At 39.9% G+C, this 24,571-nt stretch carries 26 protein-coding genes; 14 read left to right on the top strand and 12 right to left on the bottom strand.

Annotated features, from left to right (window positions below; all coding sequences use genetic code 11):
* Nucleotides 1-19: 19 nt before the first annotated feature.
* The 5 genes from IQ283_RS04590 to IQ283_RS04570 form a co-directional block, all read right to left on the bottom strand.
* Nucleotides 20-1,195, bottom strand: coding sequence for an acetyl-CoA C-acetyltransferase (locus IQ283_RS04590; RefSeq protein ID WP_194218959.1), 1,176 nt, complete (start codon nucleotides 1,193-1,195; stop codon nucleotides 20-22).
* A 19-nt stretch (nucleotides 1,196-1,214) separates the two neighbouring features.
* On the bottom strand, nucleotides 1,215-3,611 hold the full coding sequence (locus tag IQ283_RS04585) for a 3-hydroxyacyl-CoA dehydrogenase/enoyl-CoA hydratase family protein (RefSeq protein ID WP_194218958.1): 2,397 nt from the start codon (nucleotides 3,609-3,611) through the stop codon (nucleotides 1,215-1,217).
* 186 nt (nucleotides 3,612-3,797) lie between these two features.
* Nucleotides 3,798-4,712: a proline dehydrogenase family protein gene (locus IQ283_RS04580; RefSeq protein ID WP_194218957.1), complete on the bottom strand. Its 915-nt coding sequence runs from the start codon at nucleotides 4,710-4,712 to the stop codon at nucleotides 3,798-3,800.
* 439 nt (nucleotides 4,713-5,151) lie between these two features.
* Nucleotides 5,152-5,427 (bottom strand): YusU family protein, encoded by a 276-nt coding sequence (locus IQ283_RS04575; RefSeq protein WP_194218956.1) that lies wholly within the window; start codon nucleotides 5,425-5,427, stop codon nucleotides 5,152-5,154.
* A 45-nt stretch (nucleotides 5,428-5,472) separates the two neighbouring features.
* Entirely contained in the window at nucleotides 5,473-5,805 is a 333-nt protein-coding gene (locus IQ283_RS04570) for a hypothetical protein (RefSeq protein ID WP_194218955.1), read from the bottom strand.
* Nucleotides 5,806-6,190: 385 nt separating this feature from the next.
* Between IQ283_RS04570 and IQ283_RS04565 the strand changes: the two genes are divergently transcribed.
* The 9 genes from IQ283_RS04565 to IQ283_RS04525 all read left to right on the top strand — a co-directional run bounded on the left by IQ283_RS04565 (nucleotide 6,191) and on the right by IQ283_RS04525 (nucleotide 14,970).
* Nucleotides 6,191-7,672 carry an FAD-dependent oxidoreductase gene (locus tag IQ283_RS04565; protein ID WP_242057239.1) on the top strand — a complete coding sequence of 494 codons (1,482 nt, stop codon included), beginning with the start codon at nucleotides 6,191-6,193 and terminating at the stop codon, nucleotides 7,670-7,672.
* A 73-nt stretch (nucleotides 7,673-7,745) separates the two neighbouring features.
* Nucleotides 7,746-7,925, top strand: coding sequence for a hypothetical protein (locus tag IQ283_RS04560; RefSeq protein WP_194218954.1), 180 nt, complete (start codon nucleotides 7,746-7,748; stop codon nucleotides 7,923-7,925).
* 72 nt (nucleotides 7,926-7,997) lie between these two features.
* Nucleotides 7,998-8,642 carry a PAQR family membrane homeostasis protein TrhA gene (gene trhA / locus IQ283_RS04555; protein WP_194219595.1) on the top strand — a complete coding sequence of 215 codons (645 nt, stop codon included), beginning with the start codon at nucleotides 7,998-8,000 and terminating at the stop codon, nucleotides 8,640-8,642.
* A gap of 109 nt (nucleotides 8,643-8,751) precedes the next feature.
* Nucleotides 8,752-9,615, top strand: a complete 864-nt coding sequence (locus IQ283_RS04550; protein ID WP_242057238.1) for an ATP-binding cassette domain-containing protein — start codon at nucleotides 8,752-8,754, stop codon at nucleotides 9,613-9,615.
* Complete coding sequence (locus IQ283_RS04545) at nucleotides 9,612-11,867, top strand: ABC transporter permease/M1 family aminopeptidase (protein WP_194218953.1); 2,256 nt, start codon at nucleotides 9,612-9,614, stop codon at nucleotides 11,865-11,867. Before IQ283_RS04550 ends, IQ283_RS04545 begins: the two co-directional genes overlap by 4 nt.
* Nucleotides 11,864-12,430 carry an RNA polymerase sigma factor gene (locus tag IQ283_RS04540; protein WP_194218952.1) on the top strand — a complete coding sequence of 189 codons (567 nt, stop codon included), beginning with the start codon at nucleotides 11,864-11,866 and terminating at the stop codon, nucleotides 12,428-12,430. Before IQ283_RS04545 ends, IQ283_RS04540 begins: the two co-directional genes overlap by 4 nt.
* Nucleotides 12,411-13,211, top strand: a complete 801-nt coding sequence (locus tag IQ283_RS04535; RefSeq protein WP_194218951.1) for a hypothetical protein — start codon at nucleotides 12,411-12,413, stop codon at nucleotides 13,209-13,211. Before IQ283_RS04540 ends, IQ283_RS04535 begins: the two co-directional genes overlap by 20 nt.
* A 9-nt stretch (nucleotides 13,212-13,220) precedes the next feature.
* On the top strand, nucleotides 13,221-14,087 hold the full coding sequence (locus tag IQ283_RS04530) for an ATP-binding cassette domain-containing protein (protein ID WP_194218950.1): 867 nt from the start codon (nucleotides 13,221-13,223) through the stop codon (nucleotides 14,085-14,087).
* Nucleotides 14,088-14,211: 124 nt separating this feature from the next.
* Entirely contained in the window at nucleotides 14,212-14,970 is a 759-nt protein-coding gene (locus IQ283_RS04525; protein WP_194218949.1) for a potassium channel family protein, read from the top strand.
* A gap of 150 nt (nucleotides 14,971-15,120) precedes the next feature.
* On the opposite strand, the gene IQ283_RS04520 is transcribed toward IQ283_RS04525, so the two are convergent.
* The 4 genes from IQ283_RS04520 to IQ283_RS04505 all read right to left on the bottom strand — a co-directional run bounded on the left by IQ283_RS04520 (nucleotide 15,121) and on the right by IQ283_RS04505 (nucleotide 19,644).
* Nucleotides 15,121-15,924: a cupin domain-containing protein gene (locus IQ283_RS04520; RefSeq protein ID WP_194218948.1), complete on the bottom strand. Its 804-nt coding sequence runs from the start codon at nucleotides 15,922-15,924 to the stop codon at nucleotides 15,121-15,123.
* Between the two features lie 317 nt (nucleotides 15,925-16,241).
* Nucleotides 16,242-17,246 carry a S8 family peptidase gene (locus tag IQ283_RS04515; protein WP_194218947.1) on the bottom strand — a complete coding sequence of 335 codons (1,005 nt, stop codon included), beginning with the start codon at nucleotides 17,244-17,246 and terminating at the stop codon, nucleotides 16,242-16,244.
* Nucleotides 17,247-17,360: 114 nt separating this feature from the next.
* On the bottom strand, nucleotides 17,361-18,722 hold the full coding sequence (locus IQ283_RS04510; RefSeq protein WP_194219593.1) for a PhoH family protein: 1,362 nt from the start codon (nucleotides 18,720-18,722) through the stop codon (nucleotides 17,361-17,363).
* A 151-nt stretch (nucleotides 18,723-18,873) separates the two neighbouring features.
* Nucleotides 18,874-19,644: a GNAT family N-acetyltransferase gene (locus IQ283_RS04505; RefSeq protein WP_194218946.1), complete on the bottom strand. Its 771-nt coding sequence runs from the start codon at nucleotides 19,642-19,644 to the stop codon at nucleotides 18,874-18,876.
* Nucleotides 19,645-19,800: 156 nt separating this feature from the next.
* On the opposite strand from IQ283_RS04505, the gene IQ283_RS04500 reads away from it, so the two are divergent.
* Both IQ283_RS04500 and IQ283_RS04495 read left to right on the top strand, forming a co-directional pair.
* A complete protein-coding gene (locus IQ283_RS04500; RefSeq protein ID WP_194218945.1) occupies nucleotides 19,801-19,959 on the top strand; it encodes a Fur-regulated basic protein FbpA in 159 nt (52 codons plus the stop codon).
* A gap of 135 nt (nucleotides 19,960-20,094) precedes the next feature.
* Nucleotides 20,095-20,367 carry an HU family DNA-binding protein gene (locus IQ283_RS04495; RefSeq protein WP_194218944.1) on the top strand — a complete coding sequence of 91 codons (273 nt, stop codon included), beginning with the start codon at nucleotides 20,095-20,097 and terminating at the stop codon, nucleotides 20,365-20,367.
* A 154-nt stretch (nucleotides 20,368-20,521) separates the two neighbouring features.
* Here the strand turns inward: IQ283_RS04495 and IQ283_RS04490 are convergent, their stop codons facing one another.
* The 3 genes from IQ283_RS04490 to IQ283_RS04480 all read right to left on the bottom strand — a co-directional run bounded on the left by IQ283_RS04490 (nucleotide 20,522) and on the right by IQ283_RS04480 (nucleotide 22,109).
* Complete coding sequence (locus IQ283_RS04490) at nucleotides 20,522-21,163, bottom strand: MOSC domain-containing protein (RefSeq protein WP_194218943.1); 642 nt, start codon at nucleotides 21,161-21,163, stop codon at nucleotides 20,522-20,524.
* A 98-nt stretch (nucleotides 21,164-21,261) separates the two neighbouring features.
* Nucleotides 21,262-21,381, bottom strand: a complete 120-nt coding sequence (locus tag IQ283_RS04485; protein ID WP_370314259.1) for an FbpB family small basic protein — start codon at nucleotides 21,379-21,381, stop codon at nucleotides 21,262-21,264.
* A 116-nt stretch (nucleotides 21,382-21,497) separates the two neighbouring features.
* Entirely contained in the window at nucleotides 21,498-22,109 is a 612-nt protein-coding gene (locus tag IQ283_RS04480) for a TetR/AcrR family transcriptional regulator (protein ID WP_194218942.1), read from the bottom strand.
* Nucleotides 22,110-22,257: 148 nt separating this feature from the next.
* Between IQ283_RS04480 and IQ283_RS04475 the strand changes: the two genes are divergently transcribed.
* From IQ283_RS04475 to IQ283_RS04465, 3 genes are read left to right on the top strand one after another with little or no spacing between them, the layout of a single operon-like run.
* The gene (locus IQ283_RS04475; RefSeq protein WP_194218941.1) at nucleotides 22,258-23,145 is read left to right on the top strand and encodes an ABC transporter ATP-binding protein; all 888 of its coding nucleotides are present in this window, start codon (nucleotides 22,258-22,260) and stop codon (nucleotides 23,143-23,145) included.
* A complete protein-coding gene (locus IQ283_RS04470; RefSeq protein ID WP_194218940.1) occupies nucleotides 23,142-23,948 on the top strand; it encodes an ABC transporter permease subunit in 807 nt (268 codons plus the stop codon). The genes IQ283_RS04475 and IQ283_RS04470 overlap by 4 nt, the downstream gene beginning before the upstream one ends.
* 23 nt (nucleotides 23,949-23,971) lie before the next feature.
* Nucleotides 23,972-24,427: an NUDIX hydrolase gene (locus IQ283_RS04465; protein WP_194218939.1), complete on the top strand. Its 456-nt coding sequence runs from the start codon at nucleotides 23,972-23,974 to the stop codon at nucleotides 24,425-24,427.
* The last annotated feature ends 144 nt before the right edge of the window (nucleotides 24,428-24,571 follow it).

Raw genomic sequence — 24,571 nt, 5'->3', positions numbered from 1 at the left:
TCCCTTGTTTTCGTTGCTTTTAAAGAATTTCAAACACTCCAGCAGCGCCCATTCCTCCGCCAATACACATCGTCACAACACCAAATTGTTCTCCGCGGCGTTTCATCTCATGAATTAAGCTTAAGGTTAACTTCGTCCCTGTACATCCAAGTGGATGACCAAGTGCAATTGCTCCACCATTTACATTCACTTTGTCTTCATCAAGTCCAAGCTTTCTAATGACGCGAAGAGATTGTGATGCAAAAGCTTCATTTAATTCGAATAACCCAATATCAGATAGCTCAAGTCCAGCGAGTCGAAGAGCTTTAGGAATCGCTTCAATCGGTCCGACCCCCATTATTTCGGGTGCTACACCAGCAACAGCAAATGATCTGAACTTAGCCATAGGCGCTAAGCCTTCACTTTCAGCTTTTTCTCGATCCATGACGAGAACACTTGCTGCTCCGTCACTTGTTTGTGATGAATTTCCGGCGGTAACAGAGCCTCTAACATTAAATACTGGACGTAGCTTACCGAGAACATCAAGTGACGTATCTGCCCGAACACCTTCATCTTGTGAGAAAAGAACTTTCTTTTCCTGTAATTTGTTTTTCTCATCAATCCATCTTTTCGTCACTTCGATCGGAACAATTTCATCCTGAAACTTCCCATCTTTGATTGCCTGAGCTGCACGCTGATGACTCCTTAGTGCAAAAGCATCCTGATCTGCTCTGCTAATCTCAAAGCGACGTGCGACTTCTTCCGCTGTGTGTCCCATTCCCATAATATATTCAGGTTTTTCTTCTACAAGAGTAGGGTTGGGCTTTATCACATGACCGCCCATCGGCACAAGGCTCATAGATTCCACTCCACCAGCCAATATGGCACCAGATTGGCCAAGCATTATGCGTTCTGAAGCATAAGCGATACTCTGTAAACCTGAAGAACAATATCGGTTGATTGTAATGGCTGGAACTGTCTCAGCAAGACCTGCTCTAGCTCCAATCATTCTAGCTACATTCAGCCCTTGTTCTGCTTCAGGAATAGCGCACCCCATAATCACATCATCTATTTCACCATCATAACCGCCGGCACGCTTTAACGTTTCCTTAACGGTAAGTGCTCCAAGATCATCTGGACGCATATTGGCAAGCGTTCCACGGTTTGCTTTTCCAACAGGTGTTCTAGCACCGGCTACAATAACTGCTTCTTTCATCAAACTTCCCTCCTCCATACTAGTTGCGCAGCGGTTTTCCTTTAAGTAACATATGCTGCATTCTTGCTTGCGTTTTTGGCTCTCCTAGCAGGCTGAGGAACGCTTCACGCTCAAGATCCAGAAGATACTGCTCATCGACTAATGTTCCTTCTTTTACTTTTCCGCCCGCAATGACGTGAGCAAGTTTGGTCGCAATCGTTAAATCGTGATCGGAAAGGTAACCGCTCCATTTCATCGTTTTCGCTCCCATTAACATTGCAGCATAACCTGCTTCTCCAGCAACTGGGATCTTTTTAGCAACAGGTGGCTGATAACCTTGTTCAGCAAGGAAAAGCACTTTTTCCTTTGCATCATGGAGAACGTGATCCGCGTTTGCACTAATACCATCCTGAGGTCGAATAAATCCTCGCTCCATTGCTTCATGTGCTGATGTTGAAACTTTCGCCATCGCAATCGTTTCAAAAACGTTGGCGGCAATATCAGTTAAATTAACATTAACTCCTGGAGGCGTTTGCTCTAGCTGACGCATGTAAAGTTCTTTATTTCCGCCTCCACCCGGAATCAAGCCAACACCTACTTCTACGAGGCCCATATATGTTTCTGAAGAAGCTTGAATGGAAGCTGCTGGCATACATACTTCTGCCCCACCGCCGAGCGTCATCTGAAACGGCGCTGCTACGACTGGTTTTTGAGAGTAGCGAATACGTGCCATGGACTGTTGAAACTTCCTTGCAACCATTTCGATTTCAAAGAAATTATCATCTTGAGCTTCCATTAACATATACGCGACGTTGGCACCAACACAGAAGTTTTTGCCCTGGTTTCCAATCACAAGTCCTTCGAAGTTTTTCTCCGTTTCATCAACGGCTTCATTAATCATCTGGAGAATATCCATTCCAATTGCATTGTTTGGGGAATGGAATTCAAGTCCTGCAACCCCGTCTCCAAGATCAAGAAGCGTTGCTCCGGTATTTTTCTTAATCACGCGATTTTGCGCTTTTAATCCTTTAAGGTGGATAATTTTCTTGCTTTCCTCCACTACTCTTTGCTCACCATTATGGTAGAAAGATTGAGTGGCACCTTCCTGCTTATAGAAAGACGTTTGCCCTGAGGCAAGCATTTGATCAACCCATTCAGGAATCGTTTCGCCTTCTTCCTTCATTCGAGCCACTGATTTCTCAACTCCAAGAGCATCCCACGTTTCAAAAGGACCCATTTCCCATCCAAAGCCCCATTTCATGGCACGATCGACGGCGTCGATATCATCAGCGATTTCATAGGTTTTCTCAGCAGAGTAAAGCAAAACAGGCTTCATGATGTTCCAAATTAATTCACCTGCGCGGTCATTCGCGTAAGCAAGCGCTTTCAGTTTATCCGCTTTTGACTTCGCTTGTTTACTTGCCTCAACAGAAGCTGTTTTTAATTTCTGTCGTGGTTCATATTCAAGCGTAGATGGATTTAACTCTAGAATTTCGCTTCCTTTTGCCCCTTTTTGTTTTATGAAAAAGCCCTGACCCGCCTTTGCTCCAATCCAGCCTTTTTCTTTCATCTGTTGCATAAATTCAGGAATCCGGAATACTTCTTTCTCATCACCTTCAACCTGTTCAAAAACGTTGTTCGCTACGTGAATAAACGTATCAAGTCCAACTACATCGAGTGTTCGAAACGTTGCACTTTTTGGACGGCCGATTGCTGGGCCAGTTACAGAATCTACTTCTCCAACTGAAAAGCCGCGATTCATCATTTCTCTAACTGTGACAAGCAGGCCATAAGTTCCAATTCGATTGGCAATGAAGTTTGGCGTGTCTTTCGTTTCTACAACACCTTTGCCGAGAGTATCTTCACCAAATGTTTTCATATAGGAAAGGACGTCTGGATCCGTGTCTTTCGTTGGAATCACTTCAAGAAGCTTTAAATATCTTGGTGGGTTAAAAAAGTGCGTACCAAGGAAGTGCTTCCTAAAATCTTCTGATCTACCTTCAGCCATTGCTTCTACGGAAATACCGGAAGTATTCGAACTAACAATGGTTCCAGGTCGTCTATATTCATCTACTTTTTCATATACTTTTTTCTTGATCTCCAGGTTTTCGACAACAACTTCAATGATCCAGTCAACTTCTTGCAAGCGCTCCATATCGTCTTCCATATTTCCCGCTTCAATTAATTGAATGTGATCTTTCTTAGAAAGCGGTGCCGGTTTTTGTTTCTTAAGTTTCTCAATCGCTTCTGCCGCAAGTCTATTTCTGACAGAACGGTCAGCGAGTGTAAGTCCTTTGACTTTTTCCTTTTCATTCGGTTCCTTTGGTGCAATATCCAATAGCAAACTTGGAATTCCTACATTCGCCAGGTGGGCGGCAATGCCTGATCCCATTACTCCTGCTCCTAATACAGCTACTTTATGAATGCTACGTGTCATAGCGAACCTCCCCTGTTGAATGAATGCTCATTCATTTTTAATTCAAAAAAAAGAGCGAGATCATTTCCTCTGTCTATACTATAAAATATATTCTGAAATTTAGCAATATATCACACGGATTTTTTTGACAAAATTTTATAAATTTAAACAAAGCTTATTTTAAAGCGGACATTCGTCCGCTTTTCACTATTTCATCATTCCTTTAAGGACGAAAGCTACGTTTGCAGGCCTCTCAGCAAGTCTTCTCATAAAATATCCATACCAGTCTTTTCCATAGGGTACGTAGACACGCATTTTGAAACCTTCTTTAAGGAGCTCATCTTGTTTATCTACACAAATACCATATAGCATTTGAAATTCAAATTGAGAACGGGGGATATTGTATTCCTCTACGAGCTTCTTTGTGTATTCAATGATGCGATCATCATGGGTCGCAATGGCTGTGTAATTTCCATTCAATAAGTGCATTTTAATGATTTTTTTGAAATTCTCGTCGACATCCTTTTTATCCGGAAATGCGACTTTTGGTGACTCTTTATAAGCACCTTTAACAAGTCTAAGATTTGGAGATAGATCGTTCAGCTTTTCTACATCTTCAGCTACGCGGTATAAGTAGGCTTGAAGAACTGTACCAATGTTCGTATACTCCCTCTTTAGGTTAGTAAAAATCTCTATTGTTTTTCCGCACCTCTCGAAATCTTCCATATCAATCGTAACAAAGACATTGTGCTGATCAGCAGCTTCAAGAATTCGGCGCATATTTTTCATCGTCATATCGTAATCAATGTCTAACCCCATTGATGTGAGTTTAAGAGAAAGCTGAGAATCAAGATTTTCTGCTGCAATTCGCTCAATTGCTTCAATACAGTGGTTTGTCATTTCATCAGCCTCAGCGGCGTTATCTACAAACTCACCAAGATGATCGATTGTAACAGAAAGTCCCTTTTCATTTAGTTTCTTAATAGCATTTACAGAGCTATTAAGAGACGCACCGGCTACAAACCGGCTAGCTCCAAAGCGCATACCATACCGTTTCGCTACTTTTGTAGCTACTTTATTCTTCCCCATGTATAAAAAGAAATTACGCATTACTTGTTCCATCATAACCCCTCCATGTAAACGCATACAAAACGTCTAAAAAAATATATAGTGGAGAAAATCGGCATATAGTATCAAATACCGCCATATTTCGCCTTTAATGCTATTCTACCATGATATGCTGTCGTTTAGTCTATTTTTGATAGATTTTCTCCGTAATAAATTTTGTTAAATATTTACTTGAATTAGTATTCTATACCCCGCTCTTCACGAAAAAAACTGGAACTTAAAATAGTATATTTAAATGTTACAAAATCGGATACTTCTCTTCTCATCTATTTTCATAACCTTTTTTCTTAACAACCACCTCATTTCTCAAGGGATGAGCTTCTGAAATGAAACAAAATCCTATATTAGCTTAAATGGTTGATTCTCGAATAAGCTAAAATCAAAAACGTTCGTTAATGTAGCCAAAAAAAAAGAAACCAGGGAAGTCCTGGTTTCACTTATCTGATTCTTTCTGGTTATCCTGTTGGGCTTTACGATGCTCTTCGTTCATAGTTTTGATTTCGGTCACTAGCTCTTTCATGGCATCCTTCGCATCAGGATACGTTTGATTCCAATGTTTCGCAAGAGGAGGCATCGTTTTTGAAAGATGCGTGTACATCGCCCATAGCTTCACTTTTTCCTTCAGCTCAGGGCTCGTATCTCCAAGGAGAAGCTCGGTGTATTTATCCATCAATCCATCGACTTGTTCCTGAAGTGTTTCAAGACTCATTTCATTCACTCCAATCACTAGCAGAATATCCTGATTATAGCATAATTAATGGGATACTCGACCGTTCACCTGAACTTCTCTTAACCTTCCATAATCAATGCGTTCTTGATTTTCTTTAATTGCCTTTATCAACTCTTCTATAAGTACCTTTTCATCCGTCACAATAAAGAAACGGCATGATATCATCGCGAAGTCGCCAAAAAATGCTCTGCAACCAGCATATCGTTTTGCATCACGGACTGGCTGATAAGGAAAAATAAAATTTCCACTTTGTTCAAATGCAGGATCAAGAGGATGTTCTTCAAGTTTCTTAATCAGCTCTCGAATCGTCAGCTCTCTTCCATGCTCATTTGTTCCTATTTCGATAATTTCAAGCAAGGTTGATTCCCCCTTCTTTACAAGATTCGAAAGCAAACTGCTCTGATAGAGGGCCGAAAGTGGAATGCACTCATTTCATGCGCTTTGATCCGAATCAATAGGCTATTATACATGCATTATCTAACATAGCCAAAAAAAAGAGTCAGAATAAATTCTGACTCTACAATGGGTCACAAAGAGTGAGTATATACAGAGGGGGGACCTGACCTCACTCTTTAATTTATCTTATGTTTCTTTTAACTTTGTGGCTGGACAAGTACCCCGGTACAAACATGGAAATTTCTCATTCATTAAGCTTCTTCTCGACACACTCATACATGATTTGCAACATCATACCTATTATAATAGAAGGATATCAAGCTCGGACCATCTTGGAGGGATCATTATGGATATTGTTGTTATTGGTGGTGGCATTGGCGGACTGACTGCTGGAGCATTACTGACGAAAGAAGGCTACAACGTAACAATACTTGAAGCATCGAATGAATGGGGTGGATCAGCAGGAAAATTTACACGAGGGCATTTTCTCTTCCCTGTTGGAGCGACGATGGGGATGGGGTTCGAAGAAGGTGGATTACACTATCGCATTTTCCAAGAACTCGGTTTGTCCTTCCCTGTTTTTTCGTTGGATGAAATTATGAGAATATACGATGGCAATCGCGTCATGCCTTATTATACAGATCGAAATCGCCATTTATCAGAATGCGCTACCCAGTTTCCAGAACACTCCAAACAAATTGTTTCTTTCTATCGAGAAATATGGAAAATTGGAGCCGAAGTACGTAAGTTAATTGGACCTCTCCCTGTTGTACCTCCAGTCACCCTATCAGAATGGAAAGGGCTTCTCCTATCTCTCAAACCAGGAACTCCCGGACTGGTTCCCTACCTTCGGAAAACAATGGGAGATCTTCTAAAAAAACATAATCTTAATGATGCACTAGACTTTCACCATTTTATTGATGGACAATTAATTGATAGCATGCAAACAACTAGTGAAGAGTGCTCAGCACTTATGGGTGCTCTTGCTCTCGATATTTATCACGAAGGGGCATATTACTCTGAAGGTGGATTGTATCGCATCGCTGAAACACTACAGCAATATATTGAACAGAACGGTGGTCGAACTTACCTGAGAAAGCAAATTCAATCGATTCGGCGTGAAAACAACCGTTGGGTAGCTGTCGATCAAAAAGGGGAGAGTTGGAGAGCTGATCACCTTATTAATAACTTACCTGTACAGGGCTTTGTTCCACTTCTTCCAGAACCACTTCAAGAACAACTCCCCACTAAGTTAAGAAAACGAAGTCAAATGACTCAGTGGGGAGCTTTTACGATGTATCTTGCTTTAGATGAAAAAATCATCCCTGAATATACGTCCCTCTTTAGTCAAGTCTTTTCGGATAATGGAAAAATGACCGAAGGAAATCACCTCTTCTTGTCACTTTCAAAATCCAATGATCTCTTTCGTGCGCCAGAGGGCTTTCGCACATTAACAGTCAGTACACATACAGAGCTTCACCATTGGGATACGAAAGAGAAATACGATCAATATAAAAAGGAGCTAACTGAGAAAATGCTCACAGGTATTGAAAGAGTGATACCTAATGTAAGAAGTGGAATCGAATTGCAAATGACAGGTGCACCACGAGCATGGGAAAGATTTACGAAAAGACCTAAAGGCATGGTTGGAGGTTTCCCACAAACGAATGAATATAGTTTGTTCAACAGTCTTTCTCACCGTACTGGCCTCAAGGGATTGTGGCTTTGTGGCGACAGCGTTTTCCCTGGAGCAGGTACTATTGGGGTATCTACTAGTGGATATCATGTCTATCGCTCTATCACTAAGGAAATGGTGAAAATAAAATAAGTCATTTTAGAATAAAATCGCTTCCTTAAGGCACAATGAGACTATCATTTAATGTTGAAGGAGCGAACCAACCGTGGATCAAAAGAATAAATTAGTTACTACTGACAGTGAAAAGTTACTTACTTCAATGCGAGAAGAAATTGCGGAAGAGTTTCTCGTTATGGAAGCTGCCACAGAACAAGTAGAAGAAAAAGATTTTTACACTTATCATCTCTTAAAAGAAGCAGAAAAACTACGTAATCTTAAGAAATAAGGTTCGATCAGAAATGACGTTCGGGGAATCATGTAGTATACTTCTAGTAATTGATCTAAAGGAATGATGCGAATCATGACAACTCATACGTTTACAGTTGGCGAGGAGCGAGCAAATTATATTACTCACGGAATTGGAGCTATCATAAGCGTTGCCGCTCTAGTCATCTTAATTGTGTTTGCGTCTCTCTATGGAACTGCCTGGCATATTGTAAGTTTTACACTTTTCGGTACAACGATGCTGATGCTTTATACGGCCTCTACACTCGTTCACAGCTTTCCACCTGGGAAAGCGAAAGACTTTTTCGAAATACTTGATCACTCTTCTATCTATTTCTTTATCGCTGGTACTTACACTCCCTTCTTGTTTATTGTAATTGAAGGTTGGCTAGGTTGGACACTATTTGGCATCGTGTGGGGACTCGCGATTATTGGAACAGTATTCAAAGCTTATTTTGTAAAAAAGTTTCTATTTATCTCAACTATTCTCTACGTCTTAATGGGCTGGCTGATCGTTCTTGCCTGGAATCCACTCACGCAGAACTTGGCTCCAAACGGAATGATGCTTCTCATTGTTGGAGGTGTTCTCTACACAATCGGAGCGGTATTCTATGTCTGGAGAGCTTTTAAATACCATCATGCAGTTTGGCATCTTTTCGTGGTAGCTGGAACACTTGCTCATTTCTTCTGTGTTCTCTTCTATGTATTACCTCTTTAAAACCAATCCTCTGCACGCATTGTGCAGAGGATTTTTGTTTTCCATAACAAAACCTTTTATCGACTATAATCGTCTTAGCCATAGAATACTAGTAAAAGGATGAACGATTTTGATTGAAGTATCTCATCTAACTAAACAGTTCAAAAAGGAGAAGATTCTACATGACCTCACTTTGTCCATCGAAGGAGGCATGGTAGGGCTTATTGGTCCAAATGGTGCTGGAAAAACAACATTTATGAGAATGCTAGCTGCGGTCTCAAAGCCTTCTTCCGGAGAAATCTATCTTAAAGGTTATTCACTTAACCGAGAAGCTTCAAGTGTTCGGAAAGAAATTGGTTACCTCCCTCAACATTTCAAGCTGTATCCGCAGCTTACTGCATCTCAGTTTTTGGACTATGTTGGGAAGTTGAAACGAGACCACCATTATGATCATGAGCTAGAAAAAAAACGATTGCTTCATGCCCTTAATTTAGAAAAGCAACAGAATCAAAAAATCAAGACGTTCTCAAATGGAATGCAGCAACGTCTCGGCATTGCCCAGGCACTTTATGGAGAACCCGCTGTGATGATATTCGACGAACCTTCTGCTGGACTTGATCCTGAAGAACGCTTACGCTTTCGCAACTTACTAGCTGATGTTTCTAGCCGAAAAACCGTCATTCTTTCTACGCATATTGTAGAAGACATTGAAGGAAGCTGTGATACGCTGATCGTTCTAAATAAAGGGCGCATTCTTTTTCAAGGCACACCAGATGAGCTTCAACGTAAGGGGAATGGACTTGTTTGGGAGTTCGACCTCTTTGATAATAACTGGGACCAATTAAATGGATTACAAATGACGCTTACAAAACGAAAAGCAACAGGATTAAGGTGTCGAGCAATATCTCCAGTAGCACCATTTGAATTTGCCGAAGCCGTGGATCCTACCCTTGAAGAAGGGTACATGGCACTGATTGGGCGTGATGGACTATGAGAAAATGGCTTATCCAGTATAAGCTTGAATTTTCTTTTTTGTATAAAAACTGGTTTTTCGCACCTCTTCCTTTCTTATATTTGATCTGGTTACTTTTTAGCATGAGTGCAGATCAAGAAGGAGGACATGGCAACCTCTACAGAACAACATATGAAACAACGCACTCTCTTATATTCATTCTCGTTATTGGCTTAAGTATTCTGATTGGCGTTTATTTAATACGACGAGACGTTGGGAATGAATCATTTGAGTGGCATCAATCATTTCCCGTGTCCAATTTCGTATTCATATCAGCAAAATTGATGTCCGCGCTCATCTATATGACGATATATACGGTCCTAATGAGTGGAACCTACTTTATCTTTGCTATGAGAGATAACATTCCGATAGAAGAAACGTTCACAATTCTGCGTTTCTATGGGACTCAATACGAAGTAGCGTTCTTCATTAGTTTAACTCTTGGCATGCTTTTATCGGTACTTATTAAAAATCGCTTTGTTTACTTAATCGCCTTCTGTGCCTGGATGTTTGGTACGCTATTCATGGAAATTTTCATTATTGATCAAGGCGGACACTTTTATCTTAAAGCGTTCCATCTAACCTACTTATTTGTCGATTCTGTTCTTGTTAATGGCACCTGGGGAATTGAATTAATGAAAGAAGAATTACAGTTACAGCGCATTTTTGTTTTAACGGTTTCTTCCTTTCTCCTGGTACTCATCATTTTCATTCTCAATAAACGCCGACCTCATCCATATACGTGGCTGTGGAAGGTTGCACTCATGATCAGTATAGGAATTGTCGTGATGTCGTATCTTCCATATGCTTCTTTCTGGAAGGAACGAACTGATGAATTTAGTAAGATTAAACAAGAATCTCCATTGATAACAGACGAACAAAACGGTCAAGCTAGTTACATGTCTTTCCCTTCCCTTTCTTCTCCTAATACTCTTATGAAAGAGGAAGAAGAGCTCTATCAACCAGAACGTTTTGAAATAAAACAGTTTGACTTATCCATTCAGCATGAAGATCAATCACTTTTCATTGATGCATCTCTCACTCTACCATCAGCAGAATTTCAAACAAAGGAGTTCATGAAATTCACATTGAATCAGACATTTTCAGTTAACCAAGTCACGATTGATCAACATCCAATTCCATTTACTCAAGAGAATGATTTTCTGACCGTTACTTTACCTGAAAATATGAAAGAACCTGTTATTCGTATTCAATATGAAGGACCATACAAACTATGGGCATCTAATAATGGTCAGGAATACTATCCGGGCCATGTTGGAAATGATCAAATGATTATGCCTTCTCAAACAGCCTGGTATCCATTGCCAGGGCATCAATATTTATATGACATGAACGGAGAATCACAAACGAATATTGGGATTTCGAATAGAGCCACTTTTAATGTCGAAGTTTCAGGTATGGCACTACCCTTATATGGCACAATCGATGAACTTAAAACAAATGTTGGAACCTATAAACTTCAAGGGAAAACTTCTAAATTAGACCTTTATGCTGGAGATCTGACTGAAGTTGATTCTACTTATTATCCAATGTCAATCGTAACGGACAGTTACAATCTGGATCGCGCTGTTGAGCTCATGAAGGAATTGGACAAACGCCTTCTATACACCAACCACTATTTAACGAAAAAAACAGAGCCTATGCGTCATTTTTTTATCGTTCCTGTAGAGAATATTCGCTGGGCCAATTACGTGAGACAACAAGGTTTTATTGATCAAAACTATATCCTAAGCGAATCCACTTTCTATCAAATGGATGAAACTTATCTTATGAAATTGCTCTTTCAAGTGAGTCTATTCCATGATGGTACTGAGATTTATGGGTATGAGGACGGCGAGCTAGTAACAAGTGCCATCCAAAGTGCTTATACGTACATTTATGAATTAGAAAATGGAAATAAAAAAAAGGCCAGTCAAATCCGCGACCTTGTTATCACGATTCAAGATGATATCCCACTGGAAGACTACAGTGAGGAAGAAATCAAAGCTAACCAGATTTTCACAATGATCAACGAAGCCATCGCTGATGGAGATAGTAAGAAAGTGAAAGAAGTCCTAGACCGAATATATAGCGAACCCTGGGTAGACCCGGGATTTGCAGCAGATTTCACCTTGTTTCGAGAACCTTCTACTCTCATTCCTTACGAAGAATGGCAGAAAATATGGGATGAAGTGATGCAAGATCATCAGACTAGAAAGGAGGATGGTTCATGACAGATGAGGAACTAGTAGTCGCTATGGTACGTGGAAATCAGGCTGCTTTCGAAGCCCTTGTTCATCGTTATCATGCTCCGCTTCTTGGTTATCTAGAACGGATGTTACGTGATAGAAGAAAGGCCGAAGATGTTGTTCAAGAAACCTTCCTGAAATTAATTAAACAACTAAAAACAAAGAAAACCCCAGAAAAGATCAAGCCCTGGCTTTACCAGGTGGCCACAAATCAATGCCGAGATTATTGGAAAAGCGCGGGATTTAGGTCAGAAAAGCAAATTCTCGACTTCATTCCAGATCAAGCTGACCGAGAACCATCAGTAGTGGAACTATTTGAAAGGCAAGAATCACGTGTGGAGTTTCTCAAGCAGCTCGATACGCTTTCTGAGACGCAAAGAGAAATTGTGTATTTACGGTTTTACCAGGAATTAAAGTATCAAGAAATTGCAGAAGCTTTGGAACTTCCACTCGGTACAGTAAAGTCGAACTTATTTCACGCATTGAAGAAACTAAAAGCTTCAATAGAACGAAAGGAGGAAGTTAGCCATGCAAGACACCGATCTTGAATTAGAAAAGTTAGAAGAAGATCTAGAGCAGCCGATCAAGTCATATCTGGCAACGTCACCCCGTTCAGAGGATACACAGAAGCTGCTTCTTTCGTTACAGGATTCTTTCGATGAACTTAAACCTTCTCAAATCGGAATTGATTTCGATCAAGAACCTGAGCCTGCAAAGCCGTCACTAACAAAACAATGCCTTAATCAATTCCGTTCTTATCACTGGGCCTACTGGCTGATTAGCGTATTGATTTTTGCAATGTTAACGATGATTTCGGCTGGAAGCATGGAATCAGACAGTTTATTTCCTATCGTTGTTCCCATTTATCTATTATTTGGTGTGCTTTATAGTTATAAAACCTGGAACAAAGAAATGCGGATGGTCGAATCGATTACCCCATTCCCTCCAGCACTTCTTCTCTTAAGTAAATTGCTTGTTGTCTTAGTCGTAAACATTGGTTTGGCCCTGTTATCTACCTTATATATTGTGAAAGATAATACGATGGTTAACCCCGCTACGTTTCTTTTGCATTGGTTCGCGCCGCTTCTCTTTCTGACAGGTTTGCTTGCCTTTGTCATGTTCCATAAAGGGGTAATTGCCGGATTTATCGCCTCACTTGCTGGATGGGCGCTTACTTTTCTTGTATTACCTTATACTGTTTTCGAACTATCTGGTGAAGCACTTCAACAAGACTTACTCTTTGTTGTCTCCTACCTTATTATACTTGGACTTGGAGTTGCCATGCTCTTCTTATCGTATCGGAAGAGTTTGCATCTTCAATATTTGTGAGATTAGGCCATGATTCAACTACAAAACATCAAATATACTCGAAAACAGTTCTCACTTGCGATTCCCGAATTAACACTTGGTTCCGGGATCACCATTCTAGTTGGTAAGAACGGCGCTGGTAAATCTACCTTGCTTCAACTTCTAGCAACAGCAATAAGGCCCCAAAGAGGCATCATCGAATATGGTGGGAGAACAGTTGATACCTCCCTCCCCTTTATTCGTAAGAATATCGGCTTTCTTCCAACAGGTATCGAATTATATGAAGAAATGAGAATGAAGAGGTTCCTTAGGTATATGTGTGAATTAAAAGGGGTCCTTCATCAAGATGCCGTTGATCAAACGATGGAAGCCCTACATATTCAAACATGTAAAAGGAAGAAAATTAAAGCTCTCTCTCAAGGAGTGAAACAGCGTGTCGGTATCGCACAAGCCATTCTTGACTGTCCTCCTATTTTGCTACTTGATGAACCGTTAAACTACCTCGATAGTCGTGAACGAAAGAACGTCGTCTCCCTTCTATCAAGATATGCCGAAAAAAGGCTTGTTCTTATCGCGACACATGAGTTAAATGAATGGGAAGATATTGCTGACGATTTAATATGGCTTCAAGAAGGGGAAATTCTTTTTCATGGGTCCATTCCTCTTTGGAAAAGAGAGCTTCCTTTACGTGTGTGGGAAGGGAAAATCCTTCTTAACGAAATCGCTCAACTTGAGCAGGAGCGGATTATTCACATGAAACGATTAAATAAACAGTACATGATTAAATACATTGATATCACAAAACCCTTCGATCATTTTCTTGAAGCGGAAGCAACCATTGAAGATGCCTACTTCATTCGCAAGAAATCATGGGATGGAGACATCATCCCAATCTAAAGTTCTTTTGCTTTTATCAAAGAAGCTTAACTTCAGTCCCCCACTTTATGGAGGACTTCTTTTTTTGCAGGGAGATTCTTCTTGATAGCGAAATAGTGATAAATAGACAAAAGAAGGTGATCCATTGCAAAAGCAGTCTCTAGGAATGATTTATGAATTTGTACTCGCCCTTCTCCTTATTTTTTCACTCGTCATTGATTTACCCGATCCCGAAGGCGCTGCGCTCGATTTTTTTATTTGGATCTTATTCTTACTTGATTATGCGACGCGGCTTTTTTTAAGTGATCACAAATGGACTTTTATCAAACAGCATCCGCTGGATTTGATTGCTATTATTCCGCTCGATCAATTGTTTCGGACCGCGAGACTTGTCCGCTTTATACGGGTGATACGATTAGTCGCACTCATTAATCACCGCACGTCTGTTTTTGAACTCTTTCTAACCAAATATAAAATTGATCGTGCGTTTGTCTATGTTATCTCACTCCTCTTCATTTCAGCGCTTTCGATGAAATGGATTGAACCAGAATTTGAGACATATGGTGATGCCCTCTGGTGGGCAGTTGTGACTACCACTACGGTGGGGTATGGAGATCTCTATCCTGAAACAGCTGCAGGCAAACTGGTTGCTGCGGTATTAATGATGGTCGGAATTGGAACGATCGGTGTTATTACAGGAACCGTTGCGGCTATGTTTTCAAATAACAGTCGAAATAAACTCCCTACTGAGTTAGATGACATTAAAAGAAAAATCAATCATTACCCTAATATTAGCCAGCTAGACTACAAGCATATGATCGAACAACTTGAAAAAATAAAGATACAAGAAGCAAATAGAACGAATGACGCACAAAACACGAAAGAAAATGATGACTTCTTTTGAAGTTAAACCTACAATTAGCACAAATATGATTTCACCTCAGAAGAGCTAATGCTTTTTAAGCTCTTCTGGGGTGAAAAATTTCTGTTAAACAATTCGAATCCTGATCAAACTACGACCGTAAAGCATCTTGTTCATTTTCCTAAGCTATTTCTACATGTTTTTGCTTTGTTGAAGAAGTTTGGACTGTCCAGTTCGCTCCCAATCTTCCACTATTTCATAGGCTTTTTCAGGAGAGTAACCCTTTCCAACCAGCACTCCCATTAGAATAAACTCTTGAAGAATGTGTGTTGCATTTATGCCTCTTTCGACATCTTCCAACCCTTCATTTACTAAGAATTCCGTGTATTTCACCCATTCATCTGGCGTTTTGCCAAACACAGCTGAGTTTCGATTACGCTCGCCTTCTTCCGCCGCTATAGCATCTTCTTTTGTCTCATGAACCGTTCCAAAAGGATGATTAGGTGGAGCATAGATCGAGTAAAGCTTAATCGGAACATCTCCAGTATTTGTGAGATTGTGCCATGTGCCAGCGGGTATAAATACAGCATAATCATCATAAACCTCTCGTTCATAATTCAAAGAATCTTTACGTTTCCCCATTTGCACCTTTCCCTGCCCTTGTTCAATTCGCAAAAATTGGTCAAGGTTCGGGTGCATTTCCAAACCAATGTCTTCACCAACATCGATACTCATTAACGTTAATTGTAAATGTTCACCTGTCCATAAAGCTGTGCGAAAGGTATCGTTTTGCTTCGTTGCTTCATTAATATTAGCGACAAATGGTTTCGGTCCATAATCTTTGAATTCCCTACTTCCAGCATTATTGGAAAATCGAGATGTAAGACCTTGCTTTGTCACTTGAGGCAAAGGTTCGTAACCAGGCTGTCTCTCCTCGTTATAAGTTGGCGGACGTTGATAGTGATGATAAGGATGCATAGAAGGATCATAGTACATAGTTTCTCAATCCCTTCACAATGTATAAATTATCCTATGCATCTATCATGGGTGTGTACTTAAAAAGTATTAAGAAAATATCATCTAACCTTATGAAGGTTCTCCCAGCTCACATCAAAAATGAATGCTTTGTTGCATAGTGAATCCTTTTACATACTTTTTCTCAAGTCCACTTCTTTTGAACCTGATTCACCACCTTAGATTGGAAATATCATGCACCAACATAGTTATATAACACAAAAATCGTAGTGCGAATCTTAATTCGCACTACGATTTTTGATGTAAATGATAATATTGATTTCACTTTACTTGTGAAGTTATTTCGTTACTTTTTCTGATTTCACTTCTGTTTGATCCCACGCGGTTGTATAAATATTAAAGAGCGAATCGAGCTGATTCATAAAATTTAAAGCCAGAAGGCCATTTCCTTCAGCTTGCTTTGTACAACCGATTGGCACGGTTCTCTTGATAAGCTGTGAATAAATTTCAGCTTCACTAAGCGTGCGCTTAAATTCCTTCTCAGAAACATTCATGAGAAGTGCCAGTGCCCCTGATACGTGCGGAGCAGCCATTGAGGTTCCAGAAAGAACAGCATATTCACTACCCGGATAAGTTGAAAGAATATCTACACCTGGTGCAATTAAGTCAATCTCATTATTCGTATTGGAAAATGGAGCGAGCGTGCGTTGGAAAGAGGCCGCTCCTACTTCAATTACTTCATTATAGGCACCTGGATAAGCGAATTCAGATGTGTCTTCTCTATCGTCTCCTTCATTACCAGCGGCGCACACAACTGAAATATTTTGATTCACGGCATCTTTAATAACATCGTGAAGTTCTGGTACATCAGATGGTCCACCGAGCGACATCGAGATCACATTTACCCGTTCACCTTCTGTCCCCTTCCAATCGATGGCATACCGAATCCCATTAATGATAGATTGATATGAACCACTTCCGGCTTCATTCAGTACTTTAACGATCAAGAGCTTTGAATCTGGGGCAACACCTTGAACCCCTTTTTCTCCGTTCGTTGCTGCAATCGTTCCGGCGACATGCGTACCGTGACCATTATTATCATCATAACGATCTGCATCTCCACCGAAATCTTGCGTAAAGTTCTTACCTCCAATAATACGTGATTGAAGATCAGGATGATCAATTTGACAACCTGTGTCTACTACCGCAATGATTCGTCCTTTTCCTTTTTCAGATTCTTCCCATACCGCTGGTGCTTGAATCATTTCAATCCCATCTGGAAGAATTCCTGCTTCTTGAACGACTGCATTAACTTCGAATGGTATTAATCTAACATCACTCATGTTTAGCGCCCCTCTCTTTTAACTGAATTATCTGATAGAAAAGCTCGGTTTGTCTAGTTCCATATGGTCTAATTTCCCATTTTATTTTTTGAGGATATCATCCCTTCGTACTACTTAAAGAAGTCGAGCAGCTATTTCAGCAAGCTTACTTCGCTCTGTACTCGTTAAGTGGACAATTCCTACCTCATCTTCCTGCTTTAGCCGTTCAACAGCATACGTTAAACCATTGTTCACTGAATCAAGGTAAGGATGATCAATCTGTTCGGGGTCCCCAATTAGAACAATCTTCGTTCCCTCGCCTACTCTTGTTAAAATCGTTTTCACTTCATGTGGAGATAAGTTTTGAACTTCATCAATAATCACAAATTGATGAGGGATGCTCCTCCCTCTTATGTACGTTAACGCTTCGACTTTTAGCGTCCTCAAGCCAGTTAAAATGTTTGTTAACTCTTCTTCATTATTGGCATCAAATAAAAATTCTAGATTATCATAGATTGGTTGAATCCAGGGTCTAAGCTTCTCTTCTTTCTCACCAGGCAAAAAGCCGATATCATTTCCAACTGGTATTACGGGCTTTGAAACAAGTAGCTTTTGATAATGCTGCTCGTCTTCCGTCTGACTAAGTCCTGCAGCAAGTGCAAGAAGCGTTTTCCCCGTTCCCGCCTTTCCAGTTGCACAAACAAGTGAAACACTTTTATCCACCAACAGTTCCATTAACATACGCTGCTGCACGTTTTTTGGGAGGATTCCCCAAATATGTTCACTTTCTCGGTTTAGGCCTTGAATTACTACTTTCTGATTTCGAATTAATACTCTTCCAATCCCAGAATGACTACTTCCAAAAATATCTTTTAAAAGGATAAAATCTTGACTATAAACTTCTGTGTTCATATACTCACGCAGAATATTCATAGAGAGTTCGCCGCTCTTATAAAGAGAGTCAATGATTTCAGGAGGCACTAGAATTTCATGATAGCCTCTATGAAGACGATCGACGTGCTCAATAAGACGATCATTTTCATATAGTTCAGGAAAAAAAGATGGTAACTCAAGTGATTTTTTTAAGGCATCTGCTTTCGCGATCATTAACATGTCATTTGAAACAAGAACGACATCTCCTGTATCATCCGCGCTTAAATTAATCGATACTGCAATAATGCGGTTATCATTGGAATCTTCACTAAACTCATTTCGTAGTTTATCAAAAGAGCGATGATTTAACTCAATTCGAAATGTTCCTCCAGATTCAAATGGAATCGGTTCATCGAGCTTGCCTTTGTTTTTATCTCGCAGTTTTTTGTACATTCTGCTAAATTCTCGTGCATTACGACCTACCTCATTCATCAACCGCTTCTTAGAATCGATTTCTTCAATCACAATCGCTGGAACCACAACGTGATTGTCGCCAAATCGAAAAAGGGAATGAGCATCATGCAAAAGAATATTGGTGTCTAGAACAAAGGTTTTCAACAACAGAACAGCTCCTTTTAACGAAAGTTTAAGAAGGCGAAGGATTAATCCTTCACGTTGGAGTATTCCAGATTCTATATTCGCAATCCTACCTTTTTTACAGAAACACAATGAGATTTACAGCATCTTCACAAAAGGTTGGCTACTGTTTGCGCTTCTATTCTCGGATATATTGCTTATACTCCGCATACTCCCTAAACCCCAGCTTTCGTAGAATAGGTTCAGAAGTACCGACTCTCGCTTGCGTCACCGCTATCTCGCATCCTCTTTGACTCGCTTTATATAAACGTGCCTTCAGCATGTTTTTGTAAATCCCTTTCCCTCTATATTCAGGCAGAACCGCTGCTCCATTTAAATAAAGAGCTTTCCCATCCTTACTATAGCGATAATTCGAATAACCGATTGGATACTTTCCGTCTAGCAAGAGCGTATAGCCTCCTCTTCGCTCAGCGAACTGAAGATAAGAAGCTCTTTCATTAATAGCAGCTTTCATCGCCTGATTGTCATAACCCCAAACCTTCCCTGCGATCTCTACATGCCCAAGAACGTCTTCTTTCGTTGTCACTTCTTTATGGATATATTCTGATGATGACGGAATTTCTTCTGTTACTTCCTTTGCTAAACCAACGTATGTATCGGCGTGCTTCATCCCCAATTTAATAAGCTGTTTTTCAAGTTCACTAGACTCAGAACTTGTTTGGATCCACCAGGAGAAGGGACTGTCCTGAAAATACGCTATCGCTTCTTCAACCTCGTTAAGAGTTTGACTGAAGCGAACAACCTTATTCGCATAGACACTTGCTGATTTATCATTTTTGATCATCACTAGGTCATCTTTTTGAATATAGTGAATAGATTCAGGTACAAGAGCTTCTTCGTAATCCCATTGAATGGCTTCAATTGCACAAATAATTTGCTCCTCATTCATTGCTCATCATCTCATTTCTATAAAAAGCTTCACTTCTGTATAAGGCGCTCTACGAATCCTACATGTCCTTTGTCCAATCTGTCACATCTAATTTTGATTAAAATGCATAGCCCCAGGACATACTGGGAATAAAAAATCGTTAAGGAGGGTGTGCTCATGGAAACCAATCAGCTCAGAAAAGCACTAGAGCAACGTAGAAATTACTACATTTCGAAGCTTATTGAGGCAGGAGCCTATTCCACCGCTGACCACCATCTGTATCAATGTACACTGACGGACCTTCAAAAAGAGTACAAACAACTATCCAACTATTAATATCCTATAATCACTGGAGATTCGTTAAGAGTCTCTTTTTTATATTCTTTTATTCACGATGTATAAATCACTGATGTACTGGCGAAAATAGTGCCATAGCATTGAAACTAGCAAATTTAGAAAGGATGAAACTTAATGAATAAAGCGGAACTTCTAACGACAGTTGCGGAAAGATCGGAAATGTCAAAGAAAGATACTGCGAGAGTGGTAGACAGGTTAATGGATACGATTGCTGAGGCACTTGCGAAAGGGGAAAAAGTGCAGCTTGTGGGATTTGGTAATTTTGAAGTAAGGGAACGCTCTGCCAGAAAAGGACGAAACCCGCAAACTGGTGAAGAAATTCTCATCCAAGCTTCAAAGACACCTGCTTTTAAACCTGGGAAAGCATTAAAAGAAAAAGTTGTTTAACATTCAGATAAGCTGGATCCACTCGGTTCCAGCTTTTATTTTAGGAGAAATCAATGGAACTGATGCAGGTTGTTAAATACACCGTTACATTCGTTACGATCATTATGCTGATCGTCTTTTATTATCGAATGGCTAAAAAATAATGGCGCGCAACTTAAAGCGCGCTCAACTGTTTACTTAGCTTGTTATACCAGTTTTCATTCAGTTCTTTTGCAAGTAATACCTTTTCGAGACCAGCGCGATCTTTTTGATCATTGTACGTAACTCGATTGACTAAAGCAACAGTTACATCATGATCTGGACGACTCTCAAGGGTTATTTCATCCCCAGCTTTAACTTCTCCCTCTTCTAACACTCGGAGATAATAACCACTGTACCCATTTTCCATCACAAATAAGTGCATGTTATCAACTTCAAACTTCTTCGCGAGTTTAAAGCATGGCTGCCTCGGTAAGCTAACCTGTACTTGAATCTCACCAATTCGATAAATATCACCGATACGTGCTTCTGTCTCATCCATTCCAGCTACTGTAAAATTCTCACCAAATGCACCAGCCTTCAGTTCACATCTTAAACGTTCTTCCCAATAGGCATAATGCTCCATTGGGTAAACACAAATGGCTTTCTCTGATCCTCCGTGATGAACAAGATCCGCTTGCCCATCTCCTTCTACTTGTAATTTAGATACATAAACTGATTCACTCACTGGTTGTTTGTAGATGCCTGTAGAGATCAACTTCCCTTTGTAGCTCGTTTCAATAGGTTTCCCTACATTCAAACTTACTAATTTCGCCATCCGATCGCCTCCTTTCTATAGTTTAGCACAGGGAGAAGCAACAAATATGAGTCTAATTCATGCAAAAAAACAGTCGCTTGACGACTGTTTTCTTTGAATTAAACGTGTCTGTTATCAATACGTTTTTCTATTTCAGCTAGTTCTTTTTCATTTTTAAGAAGTTCTGCTTTATTTTGATCAACGAGCTGTTTAAAGGTTAACTTTTTCAGCTTTTTCAACAAAATTCACCAACTTTCCCTCTGTATGGCTTCATTATACAACAGGTGTGTGTTAGATAAATTAACAAACTATTAAAATTTTGTGAAAATTTACACACATTTCAGTTTATGAATGATTATTCAGATTCATTCCTACTTGAAACTGGACCACCACTTAAACCATAAAAGAATAGTTGAAGAACATCGTCGAGAAAGTCCTTTCGCTCTGACCATGTTTCGGCTGGAATGCGCTGCACCTCTGTCTTTAAGGCATTGAGATATAGCATAATCGACTCCATCGAAAGTGAAGCATTAATTTCTCCTCGTTCACGTGCCTTTTCTAAGAGTTGCACAAACAATGGAAGTGTCTGAGTTCGATAAAAATGTTCTACGTAATCCTTTAGCTCTTCATCTGTCGTTAACATTTCTGCTAGAAGCGATGGATTAAGGCTTTGGACTGCCTTATGCTTTTCAAAAATAATCAATTCAATCACTTCAGCGAAAGAATGCTCCTGCTGAACTACCTCTTTAAAGGCTTTAAATTGATTGTTCATATAGTCTTTTAGCACTGCTCTTACAAGCTCTTCCTTACTCGTAAAATGATTATAAATCGTGACCTGAGAGACATTAGCAAAACGAGCAATGTCACTAATCTTTACCTTTTTTATACCTTCTTCGTTAAATAACGTAAAAGCTGACGCCACTATATCTTTGCGCTTCTGTTGTTTACGTAATTCAAATCCATTCATTCTCATCACCACCATTAGTATATCACTTATTGAACTTTTCATTAAATATGAGTTCAATAAATGTTGCTTATTATCATAGAGTCATTTATGATAATAATGAAATATATAATAAATTATAGTTCAAAAATTAGCTGAGGGGGACACCTCAATGATCGAATTAAACGGGTTAACAAAACAATTTCCAAACGGAAAAGGGATCTTCGATGTTACGTTCTCCATTCCTAGAGGCGAAGTATTTGGATTTCTCGGCCCGAACGGTGCTGGTAAATCGACAACGATACGTCACTTAATGGGATTCATGAAGCCTACAAAAGGCACGGCAATGATAGATGGAATGGATACGTGGAAAGATGCTGCCAAAATCCAGAGGAAGATCGGATACCTCCCTGGTGAAATAGCCTTTCTAGATGGAATGGATGGCATCGGTTTCCTTCAATTAGTTGGCGGAATGAGAGATCTAAAAAACACCGCATATCGTGATCAGCTAATTGATAGACTTCAATTCGATGTAAAAACTCCTATTCGTAAAATGTCCAAAGGAATGAAACAAAAAGTGGGAATCGTAGCTGCTTTTATGCATGAACCTGAAGTTATTATATTAGACGAACCTACCTCTGGTCTTGACCCACTCATGCAGCGAATTTTCATTGAAATTGTAATGGAGCAGAAAGAGAAAGGCACTACATTCCTTATGTCTTCTCATAGCTTCTCCGAAATTGAACGAACGTGTGACAGAGCTGCGATCATTAAAGATGGAAAAATTGTTGTCGTCGAGAATATTCATGATCTGCAGCAAAAGCAGCGTCGTCTTTTTGATGTTACGTTTGCTACTGAAGCGGAAGCAAAGCGTATCAAAGAAAGTAACCTCGAGGTCGTATCAATCATAGATAACCGCGCAGAAATAGCGGTGCAAGGTGACTACAATCAATTTATTTCTGCTTTAGGAGATTATCAGATTCGGAACATTGATATTCATGAACAAAATCTTGAAGAAGTCTTTCTTACTTATTACGACAGGGAGGCAGAGAAATCATGAATATGACACTCTATGCGAGGATGCTAAAAGTCCATGCCAAGTCCATCTCTAGCTATGCAATTGGCTCTGCACTTTACCTGCTTCTTATCATCGGCATCTACCCTTCGATTGCAGATGCACCTGGTTTGAATGAATTAATGGAGTCTATGCCCGAAAGCTTTCTAGCTGCATTTGGAATGGAAGGTGGATTTCAGCATGTAAGTGACTTTATTGCAGGGGAATATTATGGATTGCTGTATATAGTCATTTTATCGATTTTTTGCTTAATGACAGCTTCACAGCTAATGGCTCGTCACATTGAAAGAGGATCAATGGCTTACATTCTCGCAACACCAAACTCACGAAAGAAAATTGCGTTCACTCAATCTCTTGTGCTGCTCACCGGACTTCTTATTATCGGATTAACAACTGCTCTTGCAGGAGTCATTGGAACAGAAATATTAATTGATGATAAGCCGTTTGAAGCCATGACGTTTATGAAGGTTAATCTCGTCGGTATTCTTTTGTTCTACGTCATCTCAGCCTACTCGTTTCTATTCTCTTCCTTATTAAATGATGAGCGACAAGCACTAGGACTTTCTGGACTACTCACCATCGTCTTCTATGGTATGGATTTAATCGGGAAAATGAGCGATAAACTCGATTGGATGGTGAATCTCTCTCTCTTTTCAACATTTCGGCCAGTTGAGATTGCCAGAGGTTCTGTTGAAATCTGGCCATCCATGACGTTCCTTTTCTTACTAGGTACCGTCCTTTATGCCCTTGCCATCATGATCTTCGCGAAAAGAGATCTTCCTTTATAATAGGAAGAAAAGGAGCGATAGCCATGAATTATGTGAAGGAATTGCGTGACGTTGTTGGTCATCGGCCACTGATCTTAGTCGGGGCCGTCGCAATAATCTTAAACGAAAATGGAGAAATTCTACTCCAACAGCGTAACGAAAAACAAAAACGCTGGGGGTTACCGGGTGGATTGATGGAACCAGGAGAATCAACGGAAGAAACAGCCGTAAGAGAGTCTTTTGAAGAAACGGGTTTAACAATCCAAAAGCTCACTCTTTTTAAACTCTATTCTGGTGAAGAATTTTTTACGAAAGCAGATAACGGTGATGAATTCTACTCTGTCACTACGGCTTATGTTACAAATGAGTATGCTGGAGATCTCACCCACACAGAAGAAAGTATAGCTTTGGGATACTTTTCTTCAGACCAACTTCCAGAGCTGATGGTTGGAAGCCACAGACGAATGATACGAGATTATATTAGAAATAAAACACAATAAATACCCAAAAAGCAGTGGAACTCGTTCCACTGCTTTTTGACATTTCAACGCATTTTCCAAAACAGCACTGACTTTTCAATCAATTGTTAATAAAGGGTTTACATAAAATGAAGGTTTCCTTATACTTAATGAGTGATAATGATT

This window comes from Pseudalkalibacillus hwajinpoensis (assembly GCF_015234585.1).
In the GTDB taxonomy this organism is placed as follows: domain Bacteria; phylum Bacillota; class Bacilli; order Bacillales; family Guptibacillaceae; genus Guptibacillus; species Guptibacillus hwajinpoensis_B.
This window is presented reverse-complemented; position numbering and strand designations above follow the sequence as displayed.